At 38.6% G+C, this 17,417-nt stretch carries 12 protein-coding genes; 9 read left to right on the top strand and 3 right to left on the bottom strand.

Going from position 1 to position 17,417, the window contains the following annotated elements; all coding sequences use genetic code 11:
• Positions 1-17 precede the first annotated feature (17 nt).
• The gene (locus tag ABJ974_RS15895; protein WP_419869197.1) at positions 18-1,589 is read right to left on the bottom strand and encodes a G-D-S-L family lipolytic protein; all 1,572 of its coding nucleotides are present in this window, start codon (positions 1,587-1,589) and stop codon (positions 18-20) included.
• A 12-nt stretch (positions 1,590-1,601) separates the two neighbouring features.
• Entirely contained in the window at positions 1,602-2,837 is a 1,236-nt protein-coding gene (locus ABJ974_RS15900) for an OmpP1/FadL family transporter (RefSeq protein ID WP_419869198.1), read from the bottom strand.
• 280 nt (positions 2,838-3,117) lie between these two features.
• Here ABJ974_RS15900 and ABJ974_RS15905 point away from each other — a divergent pair, with 280 nt between their 5' ends.
• The 5 genes from ABJ974_RS15905 to ABJ974_RS15925 all read left to right on the top strand — a co-directional run bounded on the left by ABJ974_RS15905 (position 3,118) and on the right by ABJ974_RS15925 (position 10,247).
• On the top strand, positions 3,118-4,434 hold the full coding sequence (locus tag ABJ974_RS15905; protein WP_419869199.1) for a PSP1 domain-containing protein: 1,317 nt from the start codon (positions 3,118-3,120) through the stop codon (positions 4,432-4,434).
• On the top strand, positions 4,427-4,891 hold the full coding sequence (locus tag ABJ974_RS15910) for a gliding motility lipoprotein GldH (protein WP_419869200.1): 465 nt from the start codon (positions 4,427-4,429) through the stop codon (positions 4,889-4,891). The genes ABJ974_RS15905 and ABJ974_RS15910 overlap by 8 nt, the downstream gene beginning before the upstream one ends.
• A gap of 6 nt (positions 4,892-4,897) precedes the next feature.
• The gene (locus tag ABJ974_RS15915; protein ID WP_419869201.1) at positions 4,898-7,279 is read left to right on the top strand and encodes a penicillin-binding protein 1A; all 2,382 of its coding nucleotides are present in this window, start codon (positions 4,898-4,900) and stop codon (positions 7,277-7,279) included.
• 59 nt (positions 7,280-7,338) lie between these two features.
• Positions 7,339-8,877 carry a protein adenylyltransferase SelO gene (locus ABJ974_RS15920; protein WP_419869202.1) on the top strand — a complete coding sequence of 513 codons (1,539 nt, stop codon included), beginning with the start codon at positions 7,339-7,341 and terminating at the stop codon, positions 8,875-8,877.
• 95 nt (positions 8,878-8,972) lie between these two features.
• A complete protein-coding gene (locus ABJ974_RS15925) occupies positions 8,973-10,247 on the top strand; it encodes a DUF6080 domain-containing protein (protein ID WP_419869203.1) in 1,275 nt (424 codons plus the stop codon).
• Positions 10,248-10,297: 50 nt separating this feature from the next.
• On the opposite strand, the gene ABJ974_RS15930 is transcribed toward ABJ974_RS15925, so the two are convergent.
• Positions 10,298-10,855: an SPOR domain-containing protein gene (locus tag ABJ974_RS15930; RefSeq protein ID WP_419869204.1), complete on the bottom strand. Its 558-nt coding sequence runs from the start codon at positions 10,853-10,855 to the stop codon at positions 10,298-10,300.
• A gap of 183 nt (positions 10,856-11,038) precedes the next feature.
• On the opposite strand from ABJ974_RS15930, the gene ABJ974_RS15935 reads away from it, so the two are divergent.
• The 4 genes from ABJ974_RS15935 to ABJ974_RS15950 are packed head-to-tail and all read left to right on the top strand — an operon-like array spanning position 11,039 to position 17,417.
• Positions 11,039-12,394 carry a c-type cytochrome gene (locus ABJ974_RS15935; RefSeq protein WP_419869205.1) on the top strand — a complete coding sequence of 452 codons (1,356 nt, stop codon included), beginning with the start codon at positions 11,039-11,041 and terminating at the stop codon, positions 12,392-12,394.
• A 23-nt stretch (positions 12,395-12,417) separates the two neighbouring features.
• Entirely contained in the window at positions 12,418-15,486 is a 3,069-nt protein-coding gene (locus tag ABJ974_RS15940; RefSeq protein WP_419869206.1) for a TAT-variant-translocated molybdopterin oxidoreductase, read from the top strand.
• A 25-nt stretch (positions 15,487-15,511) separates the two neighbouring features.
• Entirely contained in the window at positions 15,512-16,909 is a 1,398-nt protein-coding gene (gene nrfD, locus ABJ974_RS15945; protein ID WP_419869207.1) for an NrfD/PsrC family molybdoenzyme membrane anchor subunit, read from the top strand.
• A complete protein-coding gene (locus ABJ974_RS15950; RefSeq protein WP_419869208.1) occupies positions 16,896-17,417 on the top strand; it encodes a DUF3341 domain-containing protein in 522 nt (173 codons plus the stop codon). Before nrfD ends, ABJ974_RS15950 begins: the two co-directional genes overlap by 14 nt.

Consider the following 17,417-nt stretch of genomic DNA (forward strand, 5'->3'; position numbering starts at 1 on the left):
TTTTTCTTCTGATTCAATTATGGGAATTTAATACCGGAGTAATTGTTAGGATTAACCTGCGGCAACGTTGATTTATACTTGGCATTGATGGCCTTAATAAATTCATTGGCTACCACGGCATACCCTCTACCTGTAAGATGGACTCCATCTAATGAGAAAGCACCCCCTGTTACATATTTAGCAGTATATTTTACCCCGTCAAATGAGATTCCCGACTGCCCATTAAGCTCAATCATTTTGGCATTCGTATCTACAAAAGCTAGTCCATAAGCATCCGCTAAAGATCTGATAGAAGCATTATAAGCGTCTGTTGCTGTTTTCACCGCTGCGGCTTCCGTTTTGGTCAATACATGCTGATTCTCCAACGGATAAGATATTCCATATACGTTTATTCCTGTTGGTGCCCCTGTTACCGCTGAGCCAATTACCGCTCTTGTCGTAAGCAGGATATAATCCTGATCCGTAGATTGTCTTGCCTGCCCGAATATCTGCCCCAATGCGGTAGCGGTAGCAAGTCCCACAGAGGGAGTTAATGCCGCTGTAAGCTGTGCAGACAGGTTAGTAAGAGATACATCTTTAATTAAAACAGGATTGGAAGAAGTAGCAGAAAGTAAGTTAATTCTGTCTCCGGCTCCAAAAGCAGTAAGTGCCTGCTTAAGCGGACCATATAAGCTTGTATTGAGTGCAGTAATGTTTGAACCCAGTGCAGCTGGTGTCAGCGGGTTATATGGAACTGTCGTAAACTGTGGAACGGATGTTACATAAGGAATATTGGCAATTACACCTTTGGTCGCTCCGGCTGCTTTCATTGTTTCTATAATCGTTTTTATAGAGCCTGCCACTACATTAGGATCGGAAATATCACTGGATCCGTACGTAGTAGGATTAAGATTTCCTGTCTGATTAACCGCCGGAGTATAAGTAGTAACACCACCTACCGTCTGAGAATTGGTTCCTCCACTGGTTGCATATCCTAAAACATCATTATTCCCTATCCAAAGGGAGTAAAATGTAGGATTCTGAGCTGCAGCATCACTTACCACAGTAGATGTCGCACTTGTAGAGAATCTAACATAATAAGGATTTGCCATTCCTGTGGCAACACCCGCAATATTTCCATATCCGGGAGCTATCAAATGATAAGATTTTGCACCAGGAACTCCGAAATTATTTAGGTTTCCGGTTATTTTATTAGCAATATTGGTAGTAGGAGCAGCACTTACATTCACAACATCGGGTGATCCGTTTGTAAATGACTTTATATAGAGCTTGGTTGCCTGAATAACAGTGGATCCCAAGAGTAATCCTCCGTTATTATCCGCCATAAGAGGCTGAATAAACTCTCCTCCTCCGGCAAGCTTCATCTGCCCTGCAATGATAGAAGGGTAAGATTCGTTTTGTCCGTCAATATATAATGCGTTGTCTCTGTATCCGGAAGTAAGAGAATTTCCCAATGAAATATATTTGGAAAAATCCGCTTCACCATTCGTTATCTGAACATCTTTTACATCATTATCAAAGTCAGTTTCACAACTGGCTGTAAAAAGAAGTGCAGAAATAGCGATTGTAGATATTAATATTTTTTTCATAATTATTCAAAATTAAAAAGGGTTATAAGATAATCCCAGACCTAAATAAAAGGCCTTAGCTTTTGCCTGTCCGTACAGACCAAGATTATCATTTTTTACATCTCTGCTCTGAGGCAATGCATAACCTGCTGCCACATCCACTCCTATATGATTAAACTTAAGTCCAATCCCTCCCGTAATCACATAAGTGTTAAAGGACGGAGTTTCAGGAATAAAATTCTGATCGGAATAAGGGGACTCATCATAATATGCTCCCAAACGTCCTGCAATCATATTATTGAACATATATTGAGTTCCTAATCTGAACGTTTTTGAGTTTCTGAAATTTTTAGGAACCGTCTGAACCGTAGGATCTGCCTGATTTCCTACAGGAGCCTTTTCAAAATCCAGCGTCAGCTTACCGTATCTTTCCCAGCCATGGTAGTTAAAGTCAGCTGAAACTAACCACTTAGGGGTGATTTTATAGGTTAAACCTACCGTATACTCTTCTACTAATGGTAAAGTTGCGGTAAACTTATCCTGCCCGGAGTCTCCTAACCCCAGTAATGAATATATTGATTGAGAAGGGAACTGAAAGGTTGCAGTTCCGTTTTTAGCTTTCATATCAATTGCTGAACGGTAAGCTATACTTACGTCCAGTTTTTCTTCCGGTCTGAAATAAAATCCGAACCCGTACCCGTGTCCGCTTGCATTTTCATCATTAATATTAAGTTCGCCTCCAAACTGGGTTACTGCCTTTGTCCAGTCCACTTTACCTTTAGCATAGATATAGCTTGCCCCGAAAGACATCCATGGTGCCAGTTTTACGGAAACCATAGGCTGGAAATAAAAACTTTTAAGCTCTAATCTCTGGACCATTTCCCTTCCTTCCCAGTCACTGGGCCATTCTATGGTACTACCAAAAGGAGTGGAAAAACTGAAACCTACGGAAAGGTTCTCAATAGGTTTATAAGTAACTGCTGCATAAATTGGAGTTCCAATAGGATTATCTGTCTCTGTACTCTGTAAAGTATTTACATTTTGAAAAGTAACTTTATTGCTTGCTCCAAACCCTCCGGCCACTATACTTAGCTTTGAAGGAATGAATGACATACCTGCGGGGTTAAAAAATGTCACACTTGCATCCTCAGCATGTGCACTTGTATGCGCCATAGCCAATTGTTTTACCCCCTGCAAGGAAACCCTGAAGCCTCCTGCATAAGATAAAACCCCCGCCAGTAAAGTAGTTGAAATTAATATTTTTTTCATAGACCATATTATTATATGAGCCAAATATAAAATTATTTTAAATACACTTGTTAATATTTCTTAACATTTTAAACAATATATAAAAAGAAAATTATGTTTAAAATAACACTTAAACAGAAATACTTTTAAACACCCATATATTAATAGATTAATAATTCAACACATAAATTACTATTCGATTGTTTAATATTAAACGTGACCAAGAATTAATATTTGAAAGTTTTAGAATTTCATAAAGATAAAAATATCTAAATTTGCAGGATTAAATAATATAAAATATATGAGTTGTGGATGTAAAACATCCGGCGATTCTACCCATTCTTGCGGAACGAAGTCCGCAAATGGTTGTGAAAGCATAGATACCTGTGGTAATAGTTATAAATTAAGTGTTTTTGACTGGTTATCTGACATTCATAATCCCGCTTCAAACAGATGCGATTATGTAGAAGTCAGATTTAAAAATGATAGAAAGTTATTTTATAAGAATGTAAACAATATACCATTACACATAGGTAGTGTAGTAACAGTAGAATCTAGTCCCGGACATGACGTCGGTGTAGTAAGCCTTACCGGTGAATTAGTGAAAATTCAGATGAAAAAGAAAAAATCTTCTGAAGAATCTTCACTCAAAATATACAGATTGGCCAACCAAAAAGATATAGAGGTTTGGCATGAAGCCAGAAAAAAAGAAGACAATGTAAAAATAGAAGCACGTAAAATCGCCCACAGGCTAGGTCTGGAAATGAAAATTACAGATGTGGAATACCAGGGTGATGCTTCCAAAGTGACTTTTTATTATACGGCTGACAACAGAGTTGATTTCCGACAGCTGATAAAAGAATACGCCGCTGCGTTCAGAACTAAAATCGATATGAAACAAATCGGTTTCAGACAGGAAGCAGCCAAAGTAGGAGGTATCGGTTCGTGCGGAAGAGAACTTTGCTGCTCTACGTGGCTTACGGATTTCCGTTCCGTGAATACCAATGTAGCCAGATATCAGCAGCTGAGTATCAATCCCCAGAAACTTGCAGGACAATGCGGTAAGTTAAAATGCTGTTTAAACTATGAACTAGACAGTTATCTAGATGCGCTAAGCGATTTCCCACCTTCCTCCACTACACTGGATACTGAAAAAGGAAAAGCTTTTTGTATAAAAATAGATGTTTTCAAAAAGAAAATGTGGTTTGCCTATGTTGAAAACTCTATTGCCTGGTATGATTTTGATATAGATCTTGTCAAAAAACTGATCTATAAAAATAAAAAAGGAGAAAAAGCCTTACCTCTGGAAGAATTGAAACAGCCGGAAATTTCTGTTAAGAGCATAGACCTTATTCAGGAGAATAATGTAGACCGTTTTGAGAAAAAGAACCGCGGATCGGCTAACAGAAACAGGAATCAGAATAAGCAGAATCAGGGAAACAGAAAAAACAGACCCGAAAATTCTAATGGCGGACAGGCTCCTAGGCAGCAGACTCCGAAAGCTCAGTCGGAAAAAGCAGAAACCAGCTCTGCTCCTGTAGAAAAAAAGCCTCAAAACCCAAACAATAAGAAAAAATTCAAAAAAAAATATCCTCCAAAAAAAGATAATAATGCTTAGATTTTTAGGGTTATTACCCCTTCTCCTCTTCTATGGTTGCAATTCTTCGTCCGGAGAAGATGTTATTATGAATTCCGTAGATAATAAATGGAATAAGAAAAGTGAGCAAAAATTTAATCTCGATATCAAAGATCCGCAAAATCCTAAAAATATTATATTTGTCGTGAGAAATAACAATGAGTACCCTTATAGCAATATCCGGTTCATTGTTAATTTCACGAATCTCCAAAACAAGAAAAAAGAGACCGATACGTTAAATTATATATTAGCGAAGCCCAACGGCGAATGGCTTGGAACAGGATTTGGAGATACCAAAGAAACTTTTTTTCAATATAAATTAAATTATAAGTTTCCGGAGAAAGGTAAATATGAAATAGGGATTACCCAGGCGATGAGGAATGATAATCTTCCCGGAATTGAAGATTTAGGTATTAAAATAGAAACGGCAAAACCGTAACCATACATGGAAGAAAACAAACAAAATACAGGAAGCAAAGGAAAAACGTTTCCCCTTCCTCCCAAAAAAAAGAAAAATGGCTCTTGGAAAAAATGGGTTAGGTTTATTTGGCTTGGACTCATTGTTATCGTTTTAGGAATTTCATCTCTTTTCTTTGCTGTTTCCCAAGGCTTTCTTGGAGAAATGCCGGATGTAAAAGAACTTGAAAATCCTGATATCTATGTAGCTTCCGAAATCTATTCTTCGGATGGGGTCTTATTAGGAAAATTTGAAAAAGAAAAAACGCAGCCCATTACGTATAAAGATCTTCCTCCTTATTTGATTTATGCTTTACAGGCCAAGGAGGATGAACGTTTCAAGGAACACTCTGGTATTGATTTAAAATCAATATTAAGAGCGGTAAGATATGGGGGAGACAGAGGTGGAGGTTCCACCATTACCCAGCAGCTTGCCAAACTTCTCTTTACTAAAGAACCTTCAAAAAATCCTATAAAAAGGGTTCTTCAGAAGCTAAAAGAATGGTCGGTTGCCGTAAGTTTGGAGAAAAGGTATACGAAGGAAGAAATTATAACTTTATATTTCAATAAATTCGACTTTACTTATAATGCCAACGGAATTGAAATGGCATCCAAGATTTATTTCAATAAATCGACAGCACAGCTTACCCTTCCTGAAGCAGCCATGTTTGTGGCTATGCTCGAAGCTCCTATTGCCAACAACCCGATGAGAAATCCCGAAAGGGCAAAAAGAAGAAGAGATGTAGTACTTTCTCAAATGCTGGATACCGGATATATTGACCAGGCAACTTACGATAAAGCAACCTCTACTCCTATTGAAGTAGATTATCATCCTATTAAGAATATCAACGATGATTATTCAGCTTATTACAAGTTCTACCTGAGAAAGGAAATTGACGGTTACCTTAATGATTACGAAAAAGAAACGGGCAAAAAGCTCAATCTTTATAAAGACGGTTTAAAGATCTATGTTACCCTTGACTCCAAAATGCAGAAATATGCAGAAGAGGCTATCAAGGAACATTTAACAGATCTTCAGAAAAGATTTGATGCAGAACAGAGAGGAAGAAAAAACAGACCTTTCTATTACCTGACAGAAAAGCAGATCAATAATGTAATGGTTCAGGCTATGAAAAGAACCGGACGTTATAAACAGCTAAAGGCTGCCGGCGTTCCTGAAGATTCTATTTTAATGGAATTCCATAAGCCTATAAAAACCTCAAGATTCACATGGAACGGAGAAGAAGAAGTGGAAATGTCCCCGTGGGATTCTATACGTTACCATAAGCAGATCGCTCAAGCAGGATTAATGTCTATGAACCCTGGAAGTGGTGAGATCAAAGCATGGGTAGGAGGAATAGACTGGCAACACTTCCAGTATGACCACATCAAGCAGGGAAAAAGACAGGTAGGATCTACCTTTAAACCATTCGTATATGCTACTGCTATTATGAAACTGGGTATGACTCCTTGTTCCGTAGTTTCAAACGGAACCTATAGCCATAACGGATGGACTGTTCCGGGAAGAGGAGGAATGCTTACCATCAAGGATGCATTAGCCCATTCACAAAACCCCGTGGCGGCACGTCTTATAGAAATGACAGGTGTGGATGCCGTAATACAGACAGCAAGAGACTTAGGGGTAACGGAAGATATCCCGAGAAACAATACTATTGCACTAGGTTCTTCAGACATTACAATCTATGAGATGCTTGGAGCTTACAGTACCTTTGCCAACTACGGAAATTACAATAAACCGGAAATGATCTGGAGAATTGAAGATGCTAACGGAAGAGTAATCAAAGAGGTAAATATAGAACCGAAAGAAGTCATGAATCCTCTTTATGCCTACACGATGATTGAACTGATGAAGGGTGTGGCACAATACGGAACAGCTTCCGGAGAACTTTCGAGAAGAGGTGTATCAAAAGATATTGAGATCGCAGGTAAAACCGGAACCACTCAGAATAACTCCGATGGTTGGTTTATGGGAATCACTCCAAAACTGGCTACAGGAACATGGGTTGGATGGGAAGACAGGGCAACTCACTTCTACGGTACCGGGGAAGGACAGGGAGCAAGAATGGCATTACCGATCTGGGCTATTTATATGAAAAAAGTCTGGGCTGATAAAAGTTTAGGAGTATCTCCTGACGATAAGTTTGTAAAACCTTCCGACTGGACAGGAAACTGTACCGACTTACAGGGTCTGGGTGCCGGCTATGGAGATGATGGTGGCTTACAAACGATTGATCAGATCAAAAATCCTAAACCGCCAAGTTCAACCAAACAAAGCGGAACCGAGCATAAAAAAGAAGAAAGTGTCAATGAAAATCTCAATACCGGAGAAGAAATTGATTTCAACAAATAACAACCAGGGCCCTTCAAATAATTTTTGAAGGGTCTTTTTATTATTTATACCTTTGATTTATGAATATTGAAAATATAAAACAACCCTTTATAAAAACTTTTCCCGGTGATTTCTCTTATAATCCTATGCAGAGAAACACTCCTAAAGTTCTGTTCTCAATGGTCAAGCCCGTAGGTTTTGATCATCCCGGATTAATTATATTCAATGAAAAGCTTTCTGAAGAAATCGGATTGGGAACTTTTGAAGAGAATGATCTGAGCTTTCTGGTAGGTAACAGCCTTCCGGAAAATATACAAACCTATGCTACTGCCTATGCCGGTTATCAGTTTGGAAACTGGGCAGGACAGCTGGGAGACGGAAGAGCCATATTGGCCGGAGAAATCACCAACGAAAATAATCAAACCACCGAGATACAATGGAAAGGAGCAGGGGCTACTCCTTATTCAAGACATGCGGATGGAAGAGCAGTATTGAGATCTTCCGTACGCGAATACCTCATGAGTGAAGCTATGTATCATTTGGGAGTTCCGACCACCCGGGCATTAAGCCTAAGTTTTACAGGAGAAAAAGTGGTAAGAGACATGATGTATAACGGAAATCCTCAGGAAGAAAAAGGAGCCGTGATCATAAGAACAGCAGAAAGCTTTCTCCGGTTCGGACACTTTGAGCTTCTATCCGCTCAAAAAGAATATCAGACCTTAAAGGATCTTACCGACTTTACGATTAAAAGATACTATCCGGAAATCACCTCGGAAGGTACTCAGAAGTATAAAGATTTCTTTGAAAATATCTGCAAAAGAACAGCAGATCTAATGATCGAATGGTACCGTGTGGGTTTTGTGCATGGTGTAATGAATACGGATAATATGTCTGCACTTGGGCTTACGATAGATTACGGCCCTTATTCAATGATGGACGAATATGACCTCAATTTCACACCCAATACTACTGATTTACCGGGAAGAAGATATTCCTTCGGAAAGCAGGGACAAATTTCACAATGGAATCTTTGGCAATTGGCCAATGCACTGCACCCCCTCATTCAGGATGAAACATTTTTAGAGAAAACACTCAATGATTTTGGAAACTATTTCTGGGAAAACCATGATAGAATGCTGGGTAAGAAATTTGGGTTTGACAGTCTTTTAAAAGATGATGAAGAGTTTTTCACCAATTGGCAGGGCCTTATGCATGAACTCAAACTGGACTATACCCTATTTTTTAATTATCTTGAAAATTTGGATCCCTCCGGAAGCACCTCACTTTTTCAGGGGGCCTCTTATACTATCCTTGATGAAGAAAAGCAGAGAAAGCTCAATCATTTCATTGCAGCCTATCAAAGCAGGCTTGGCAAAAACCATATTTCCAGGGAAGAATCTATTCTTTTAATGCAGCAGAACAATCCTAAATTCACCCTAAGGAATTACTTATTATTTGAATGTATTGAGCAAATAGATAACGGGGAAACCGAATTGCTCCATAAGCTCATCACTGCTTTAGAAAACCCTTATCAGGAAATTTACCCTGAGTTTTCTAAAAAAAGACCTTCCAAATATGATGATATTTCAGGGTGTTCTATGCTTTCCTGCAGCTCTTAGCCCACACTGTTTTTTATAAATATCACAGAATAATACCTTAAAAACTCACTGAATATAGTGGGTTTTTATTTTACTTTTGCAAAAACTTAGAAGAGGTGCGGTTACAATCAAAATTCATTAATTTCTTTAAGCTGATCTTTCCTTCCACCCGCTGGGAATGGGGAGTATTCCTTATTTTTCTTATAGTTTATGGAGTGCTGGGTGCTTACATAGCCCTGAACTATAGAGTCATATTTGACAGCAGAATACCTTGGGACGCCTACTTCAGCTTCGATAACAAGGCTATTGTCATGACAGGCGGGAGCTTTGAAAGACACCCTCTTTCCTATTACTTTTTTAACTGGATCCGGGAACTGGCTTTATTCATATCCGATGGAAAAATGGATTCTACCTTCAGACTTACTTTGGCGTGGTTGAGCAATATTATGATAAGTGCGTGTATTCTGCAGATTTTTAAATACCTTAAAAATATTATTCGTTTACCCTTGGTGATCTCTCTGCTTATTATTGTTTTTTTCGGAGCATTTTCCACCAATATTTTACTTTCATTCACTCCTGAAAACTTCACTTACACCCTGTTTTTACTTACTTTATACAATCATTATGCTGCCTCTAAGCTGCAAAAGCAGGAAAAAATACCGGCAGTAGCCCTAGCATTGGCAGGTATATCCATCGGTGGCCTTACCATTACCAATATTATTAAAGTATTTATCCCTCTTCCCTTTGAAAAAGGAATATTTAAAAGCTGGAAAAGCTTTTTCAACGCTGCATTTAGAGTAGTATTCACAGTGATCTGTTTTATATTGCTTTACCTTAACAGAATTAACTTTAAGTATGAAAATATCTTTTCAAAAACATCTCAGCAGTATGAAAAGTTCTCCAATGTAAACAGCACTCCTTTATGGGATATGATCCTTTCCTTCTTTTTCGGAGGAAATATCTTGTTCCCCGGACTTATTATCCGTGATAAAAACAATATGAAAGGCTTTGAGTACAAAGCATTGTTTATGGATGTTTACACCTCATGGGTTCCCTATATTTTTATTGCTGCCGTACTGATTTTAGTGTTGTGGAGCTATTATAAAAACTTTAAAAACAGCTTAGTTCAAATTTTAATGATCTCATTTCTGATAGACATCATCATTCATTGTGTGATGAGGTTTGGGCTGCATACATCTTACATATACGGAGGACATTTCGTGTATGTTTACCCCTTACTATTAGGATGGTTATTTCACTCTTATAAGTCACAGCCAAAGATTATCTCTTCTTTAGCAGCCACTTTAAGCATTCTCTTTTTCTATCTGCTGATCAATAATAGCATACGGATGGGAGAGTTTTTTGAGTTTTTAAATAAATATTACCAATAAAAAAAGCAGTGATTCGATCACTGCTTTTATATTTTTATGAAATTTTTGTTCTATTTGGCTTCTGCACAGAAAATTCTGTATTGTACAGCTACTGCAGATTTAAAGTATTCTCTGATCCTTGAGAGGTCGGAAGCTGCGCTTTGTTTGGTAAAATAGCTACCGGCCAGGATTTTATAATTTGGTCTGAAAGAAGCGTCAATCTCCACTTTCAGGTTGGGAAACCTCTTTCTGAAATAAGACTTAACTTCATTAGCTTCTTCATTACTTTTAACAGTGGTAATCTGTATCTTATAGCCCAGGATTCTTGGATTCTTTCTACAAATTTCAGCATTGGACAGTGTCCTGCTCGGCACATACACCTTAGGATGAGACGTAGGATTGGAATAGGAGGAATCATTATCCACAGCATTGGAAAAGTTAGAAGAAGATCCTGTGCTCGTTTTTGAACATTTACTTTCTAAATTCTTCAAAGCAGTGTCTACTTTAGAATCCATCGACATTACCAGCTCAGTTCCGGCCAAAGTATCTCTCGTCACAACCTGCTGGGCCTCAATACTATAAAATCCCAATAAAGATAATATTGAAAATATTTTGAATAAATTTTTCATTTAAACTTGTTTCCGCAAATTTATATAAATAAAAAAACTATACCAAACTAGTTATTTAGAATCAATACAAATTAAAGTTAAATGATATTTTACCCTTTACAGTTGCCGTTAAATTTCTGTTAAAAATATTATTTTTGCGGAATTGATTGAATGTTCAATATTTACTAACATAAGATAATTTAAATGATTAGTTGGAGAAAGCATTATAAACAAACGTTGATTGCAATAGGCTTATTGTTATCAACCAGTGCTTCAATTTACGGGCAAGACGGCGATCCTAAAAACGGAGAGAAACTTTTCAAAGCAAATTGTACAGCATGTCACGCTTTAGACAAACAGGTTATTGGGCCTCCCCTCAAAGGAGTCGTAGCTAAAGTACAGGAAGAAGCGGGACTTGGTACCGATTGGCTTCACAAATGGATTAAAGACAATAAGGCTTTAAGAGAATCCGGAGACAAGTACGCCAATAAGATTTTTGAAGATTATAATAAGACTGAAATGCAGCAGTTCCCGAACCTTTCGGATCAGGATATTGATGACATTTTAGCTTACACAACTAATCCTCCAGAACCGGAACCGGAAAAAGCTGCTGAAACCCCTGCTGCCACAGATGCTGGAGGAGGTGCTGCAGACAAAACAACAACTAATATTGTGATTATCTCATTATTAGCGATTGCGGGGCTATTGGTTTGGATTTTAATCAAATTAAGACAACTCGTAACACTGGGTCAATCAGAAGATTTAGCAGGACTTAACGAAACCAGAGTTCGTTCGTTCAGTGAAATCTATCAGAAATACCACTACGTAGGAAAAGGAATACTAACAGTTCTTGCTATTCTGGCTACTTACGGAATTTGGAACTGGCTTATGTGGATCGGTGTTTACAAAGGTTATAAGCCGGAGCAGCCTATCTACTTCTCCCACAAAATCCACGCAGGAGAAAATAAAATTGACTGTCAGCTTTGTCACTCAAGTGCTAAATACGGTAAAGTATCAGAAATTCCATCTATGAACGTTTGTATGAACTGTCACAGAACCATCTCTGAATACAACGGTAAATACCTTGAGCCAGGAAAAGATAAAGCATTCTACGACGGAGAGATCCAAAAGATTTATGCCGCTACAGGATGGGATGCTGAAAAGCAGCAATACACTGGTAAAACTCAGCCAGTAGAATGGACCAGAATCCACAACATGCCGGATTTCGTTTACTTCAACCACTCACAGCACGTTGTAGCAGGTGAACAAGCAATTATCAGTTCTTTCAACAAAAAGAACCCTAATGACAAAATTGATGTTGTATGTAAAGCTTGTCACGGAAAAATTGACACAATGAATGTGGTTCAAATGGCTAATGACTTCACCATGGGATGGTGTATCGAGTGCCACAGAACTACAGAGATTGATATGAACAACGGTTATAATAAAGAATACTTCAAAAATCTACATGACAAGCTTAAAAAGCAATATCCTAAAGATGGAGGTAAAATTACTGTAGATGCTATTGGAGGTCTTGAGTGTGGTAAATGTCATTATTAATAACTAAAAAATTAGAAGTATAAATGGCTTCAAACAAAATACAATTTAGAAGTATTCACGAACTTAAAGATCCAGCACTGAACAATAAGCTGGCTCAGAAAGAGTTTCAAGAAGAAATTCCAGTAGAAGATTTCCTTGAAGATGCTGAACAAAACGGATCAAGTACTTCAAGAAGGGATTTCTTAAAATTATTAGGTTTTTCCACAGCTGCAGTAACATTAGCAGCGTGTGAAGCTCCGGTAGTTAAAACAATCCCTTATGTGGTAAAGCCGCATGACATTATTCCTGGTGTTCCGAACTATTACGCTTCAACATATTTTGACGGTTTCGACTTTGCAAGTGTTTTAGTGAAAACAAGAGAAGGAAGACCTATCAAAATAGATCCGAATCCGGCGGCAGGAGATTTAGGTAAAACTAATGCAAGAGCGCAGGCCAGTGTACTTTCTCTTTATGACAACGATAAAGTAAAACAGCCTAAGCTGGACGGAAAAGACGAAACATTCGATAAAGTAGATGATTTCGTTATAAAAGGGTTAAACGAAGCTAAAGCTTCAGGTAAAAGAATTGTAGTTTTATCTCACTCTTTCCCATCCCCTACTTTCAAAAAATTATTCGCTGAATTTAAAGCACAATATCCTACCGCAGAATTAGTAACCTATGATGCGTATCCGTACGCTGCTGCATTAGACGCTGCTCAGGAAGTTTTCGGACAAAGAGCATTACCTGTTTACGACCTTAAAGGAAGTGAATTGGTAGTAGCTTTCCAGGCTGATTTCTTAGGAGATTACAATGCTTCAAGTTTAGAATCTTCATATGCTGAGGCAAGAAAGCCGGGAGCAACAATGTTGAGACATATCCAGGTAGAATCCAATATGTCTTTAACAGGTGCTAACTCTGACTCAAGATACAGACTGAAACCAAGTGACGTAAACAAAACTCTAGTAGAGGTTTACAACGCTATCGTGGGTGCAGGAACATCTGACAAAACAGCAACCGAAATCGCGAATGAATTAAAAGCAAAAGGAAGTAAAGCTGTAGTTTTAGCAGATGGTTCCAAAGGAGCACAGGTGTTAGCTCACCTGATCAACCAGAAGTTGGGATCAGTTGCCTTCACAGGTAAAGCTAACCTCTTAAAAGAATTTGACAAAGCAAGATACCAGGAATTCTTAGGATGGGTAAATGCAGGGCAGGTTGGAGTATTGATCGCCAACAACGTGGACCCTATCTACTCACACCCTAAAGGAGAAGATTTCAAAAAATCTTTAGCAAAAGTTCCTTACGTGATCGCTGTTGCAGATAAGAAAAATGAAATGTACAAAGCTGCGAAAGCTGTAATTCCTGTAGCCAACTGGCTGGAATCATGGGGAGATATCGAACCTCAGACAGGAGTATATTCATTAATGCAGCCTACTATCCAGAAAATCTACAAATCAAGACAGATCGAAGAATCCCTATTGGTTTGGAAAAATGGTAAAAATAACGCTGCCAATAATTACTACGATTATTTAAAGGCGAACGCTACTTCTATCCTTGGAGGAACTTCTTTCAACAAAGCTTTATACAACGGTATCAACACTTCAGCGAATGCAGCTTCATTGTCATATGCCGGAGGAAACGCTGCCCAGGCTATTGCTGAATTAAGAAACGTTAAGCCATCTGACCTGGAATTAGTATTATACACTAAGACATCAATGGGAGACGGTACTCAGGCAAACAACCCTTGGTTACAAGAACTACCTGATCCGATCACCAGAATGTCATGGGATAATTACCTGACTATTTCTCCGAAAGATGCCGAAAGATTAGGAATCGAAAACAGTTTAAATGCGAGAATGCAGTTAGACGGTTCTATCGTAAACCTTACGGCAAACGGAGTAACTATAAAAGACGTTCCAGTATTCATTCAACCGGGACAAGCTGAAGGATCCGTAGGTCTTGCGCTTGGATACGGTAAAAAGAATTCAGGAGCGACTGCTGATACCGGAGTAAACGCATATCCTTTATTCGATGGATCTAATTTGATCGTTTCCAACGTTAAAATAGAGAAAACGGGTGAAGATCATGAGTTCGCAGGAGTACAGCTTCAAAATACATTAATGGGACGTTATGAAATCGCGAAGGAAGTTCCTTTAAATGATTTCTTAAATGTAGCATTCGACGATGAGCACAAAGGATGGAATAAGCCTTTGGAATATCATACCATCAGTGGTGCACTTCCGGCAGGTAAAATTGACCTTTGGGACGCATTCGATGATACAGACGGTCCTCACTTTAACCTATCCATTGACCTGAACTCCTGTACAGGATGTGGGGCATGTATTATTGCATGTCAGGCAGAAAACAACGTTCCGGTAGTAGGAAAAGAAGAGATCAGAATGTCAAGAGATATGTATTGGTTAAGAATTGACCGTTACTATTCTGCAAGACAAAAAGTAGAAGTATATGAAGGATTAAAAGAGGGAATGGCAGTGCCTGAACTTTATGGAACAGCGTTCAATAAAGAAGGTGGAGCATTGAATCACCCTGCGGATAATCCGGATGTAATCTTCCAGCCTGTAATGTGCCAGCACTGTAATCACGCACCTTGTGAAACAGTATGTCCGGTAGCAGCTACTTCTCACGGTAAGCAAGGTCAAAACCACATGGCTTACAACAGATGTATCGGTACCAGATATTGTGCAAACAACTGTCCATATAAAGTAAGACGTTTCAACTGGTTTACTTATAACCTGAATGATAAGTTCGATTTCAATATGAACAATGATTTAGGAAGAATGGTTCTAAACCCTGATGTTGTTGTAAGAACAAGAGGGGTAATGGAGAAATGTTCACTATGTATCCAGGAAACTCAGGCTACCATCTTAGCTGCTAAGAGAGAAAACAGAAAAGTAACAGACGCTGAATTCCAGAATTCTTGTGCATGTGCTGCTGCTTGTTCTACCGGAGCAATGAAGTTTGGAGACATGAATGACAAAGAATCTGAAGTTAGAAAATTATATTCTAGCAACAGAAGATATTATTTACTAGAAGAGATCGGAACCAAACCAAATGTGTTCTATCACGCGAAAGTAAGAAACAGAGTAGAAAAATAAAGTTTAAATAATAAATAGGTAAAAAATGTCAGGACATTACGAAGCTCCGATAAGAGAACCTCTAATTATTGGTCACAAAACTTATCACGATATCACAGAAGATATTGCAAGACCTATCGAAGAGAGAGCAGGTAAACTATGGTGGATTTCATTGTATGCAGCCCTAGTTCTATTCATCTATGGTTTTGGTTGTATCGCTTACACTATCGGAACGGGTATTGGAGCATGGGGACTTAACAGAACTATTAACTGGGGTTGGGATATTACCAACTTCGTATGGTGGGTAGGTATTGGTCACGCCGGAACTCTAATCTCAGCGGTATTATTATTATTTAGACAACGTTGGAGAATGTCTGTAAACCGTTCTGCGGAAGCGATGACGATCTTCGCAGTTGTACAGGCAGCAATCTTCCCGGTAATTCACATGGGTAGAGTTTGGGTAGGATATTGGGTATTCCCTTTACCAAACCAGTTCGGTTCTTTATGGACCAACTTTAACTCTCCTCTACTTTGGGACGTATTTGCGATCTCAACTTATTTCTCAGTATCTACAGTATTCTGGTTCATGGGACTTATCCCTGACTTTGCAATGATCAGAGACAGAGCTAAGACTCCTTGGACTAAGAAGATTTATACATTCCTAGCATTCGGTTGGGGTGGTAAAGCAAAACACTGGCAAAGATTTGAAGAATTATCTTTGGTATTGGCAGGTTTGGCAACTCCACTTGTATTCTCAGTACACACCACCGTATCCTTCGACTTCGCCACTTCGGTAATTAAAGGATGGCACTCTACAATCTACCCTCCTTATTTCGTTGCCGGTGCGATCTTCTCAGGATTTGCAATGGTACAAACCCTATTGCTTATCGCTAGAAAAGTTTGTCACCTGGAAGACTATATTACTATGTATCATATCGAAATTATGAACATCGTAATCATCCTTACAGGAGGTATGGTAACAGTAGCTTATGCAACTGAATATTTTATCGGATGGTATTCCGGTTCAAGATATGAAGACTTTACATACTTATCTCCGGGAGCTGCAGTAGGACCTTACTGGTGGGCTTTCTGGTCACTGATTATCTGTAACCTTGTTGTTCCTGCTTCTTTCTGGTTCAAGAAACTAAGAACGAACATTATCTGGACATTCATCGTTGCATTAATCATCAACATCGGTATGTGGTTTGAGCGTTTCGACATCATCGTAATCAACCTTTCAAGAGATTACTTACCAGGATCCTGGACGATGTTTAAACCAACAATTATTGATGTGGGTGTATACTTAGGAACAATCGGATTCTTCTCTGTATTATTCTTATTATACGCAAGAACATTCCCTGTAATTGCACAGGCCGAATTAAAATCGATTTTGAAAATCTCAGGTGAAACTTATAAAGCAAAAGAAGGAGATGAGCACCACTAAAATTGTATACGGACTTTATGCTGACGACGACGATTTAATGAACGGCGTTAAAGCATTCAACGATAAAGGAATTAAAATCAACGAGGTTTATACTCCATTCCCAGTTCACGGGCTAGATAAAGCTTTAGGGTTAAAGAAAACAAGAATCTCGGATGCCGCATTCATTTATGCCTGTTATGGGCTTACCATCGGAGCTACTCTGACCTGGTATGTAATGAACCATGACTGGCCTCAGAATATTGGTGGTAAACCAGCTTTTGACTGGGCTCACAATATGCCTGCATTCGTAGTTCCAATGTTCGAATTAATGGTATTCTGCGCCGCTCACATGATGTCATTGACTTTCTTAGTAAGAAATAAAATGTATCCTGGTGCTCCCGCTCAGAATCCAGATCCGAGAACTACAGATGATAAGTTTATGATGGAATTTGTAACTGAAGATGTAGAATCTGTAAAGCAGTTACTGATTGAAACCGGAGTTGAAGAAATAACTGTTAAAGACGCTTAA

It is taken from the genome of Chryseobacterium sp. CT-SW4 (assembly GCF_048572715.1).
In the GTDB taxonomy this organism is placed as follows: Bacteria; Bacteroidota; Bacteroidia; order Flavobacteriales; family Weeksellaceae; genus Chryseobacterium.

Bases quoted from the DNA above. Each gene is read 5' to 3' on its own strand.
- ABJ974_RS15895 (WP_419869197.1), bottom strand. From the start codon at position 1,589: ATGAAAAAAATATTAATATCTACAATCGCTATTTCTGCACTTCTTTTT.
- ABJ974_RS15900 (WP_419869198.1), bottom strand. From the start codon at position 2,837: ATGAAAAAAATATTAATTTCAACTACTTTACTGGCGGGGGTTTTATCT.
- ABJ974_RS15905 (WP_419869199.1), top strand. From the start codon at position 3,118: ATGAGTTGTGGATGTAAAACATCCGGCGATTCTACCCATTCTTGCGGA.
- ABJ974_RS15910 (WP_419869200.1), top strand. From the start codon at position 4,427: ATGCTTAGATTTTTAGGGTTATTACCCCTTCTCCTCTTCTATGGTTGC.
- ABJ974_RS15915 (WP_419869201.1), top strand. From the start codon at position 4,898: ATGGAAGAAAACAAACAAAATACAGGAAGCAAAGGAAAAACGTTTCCC.
- ABJ974_RS15920 (WP_419869202.1), top strand. From the start codon at position 7,339: ATGAATATTGAAAATATAAAACAACCCTTTATAAAAACTTTTCCCGGT.
- ABJ974_RS15930 (WP_419869204.1), bottom strand. From the start codon at position 10,855: ATGAAAAATTTATTCAAAATATTTTCAATATTATCTTTATTGGGATTT.
- ABJ974_RS15935 (WP_419869205.1), top strand. From the start codon at position 11,039: ATGATTAGTTGGAGAAAGCATTATAAACAAACGTTGATTGCAATAGGC.
- ABJ974_RS15940 (WP_419869206.1), top strand. From the start codon at position 12,418: ATGGCTTCAAACAAAATACAATTTAGAAGTATTCACGAACTTAAAGAT.
- nrfD (WP_419869207.1), top strand. From the start codon at position 15,512: ATGTCAGGACATTACGAAGCTCCGATAAGAGAACCTCTAATTATTGGT.
- ABJ974_RS15950 (WP_419869208.1), top strand. From the start codon at position 16,896: ATGAGCACCACTAAAATTGTATACGGACTTTATGCTGACGACGACGAT.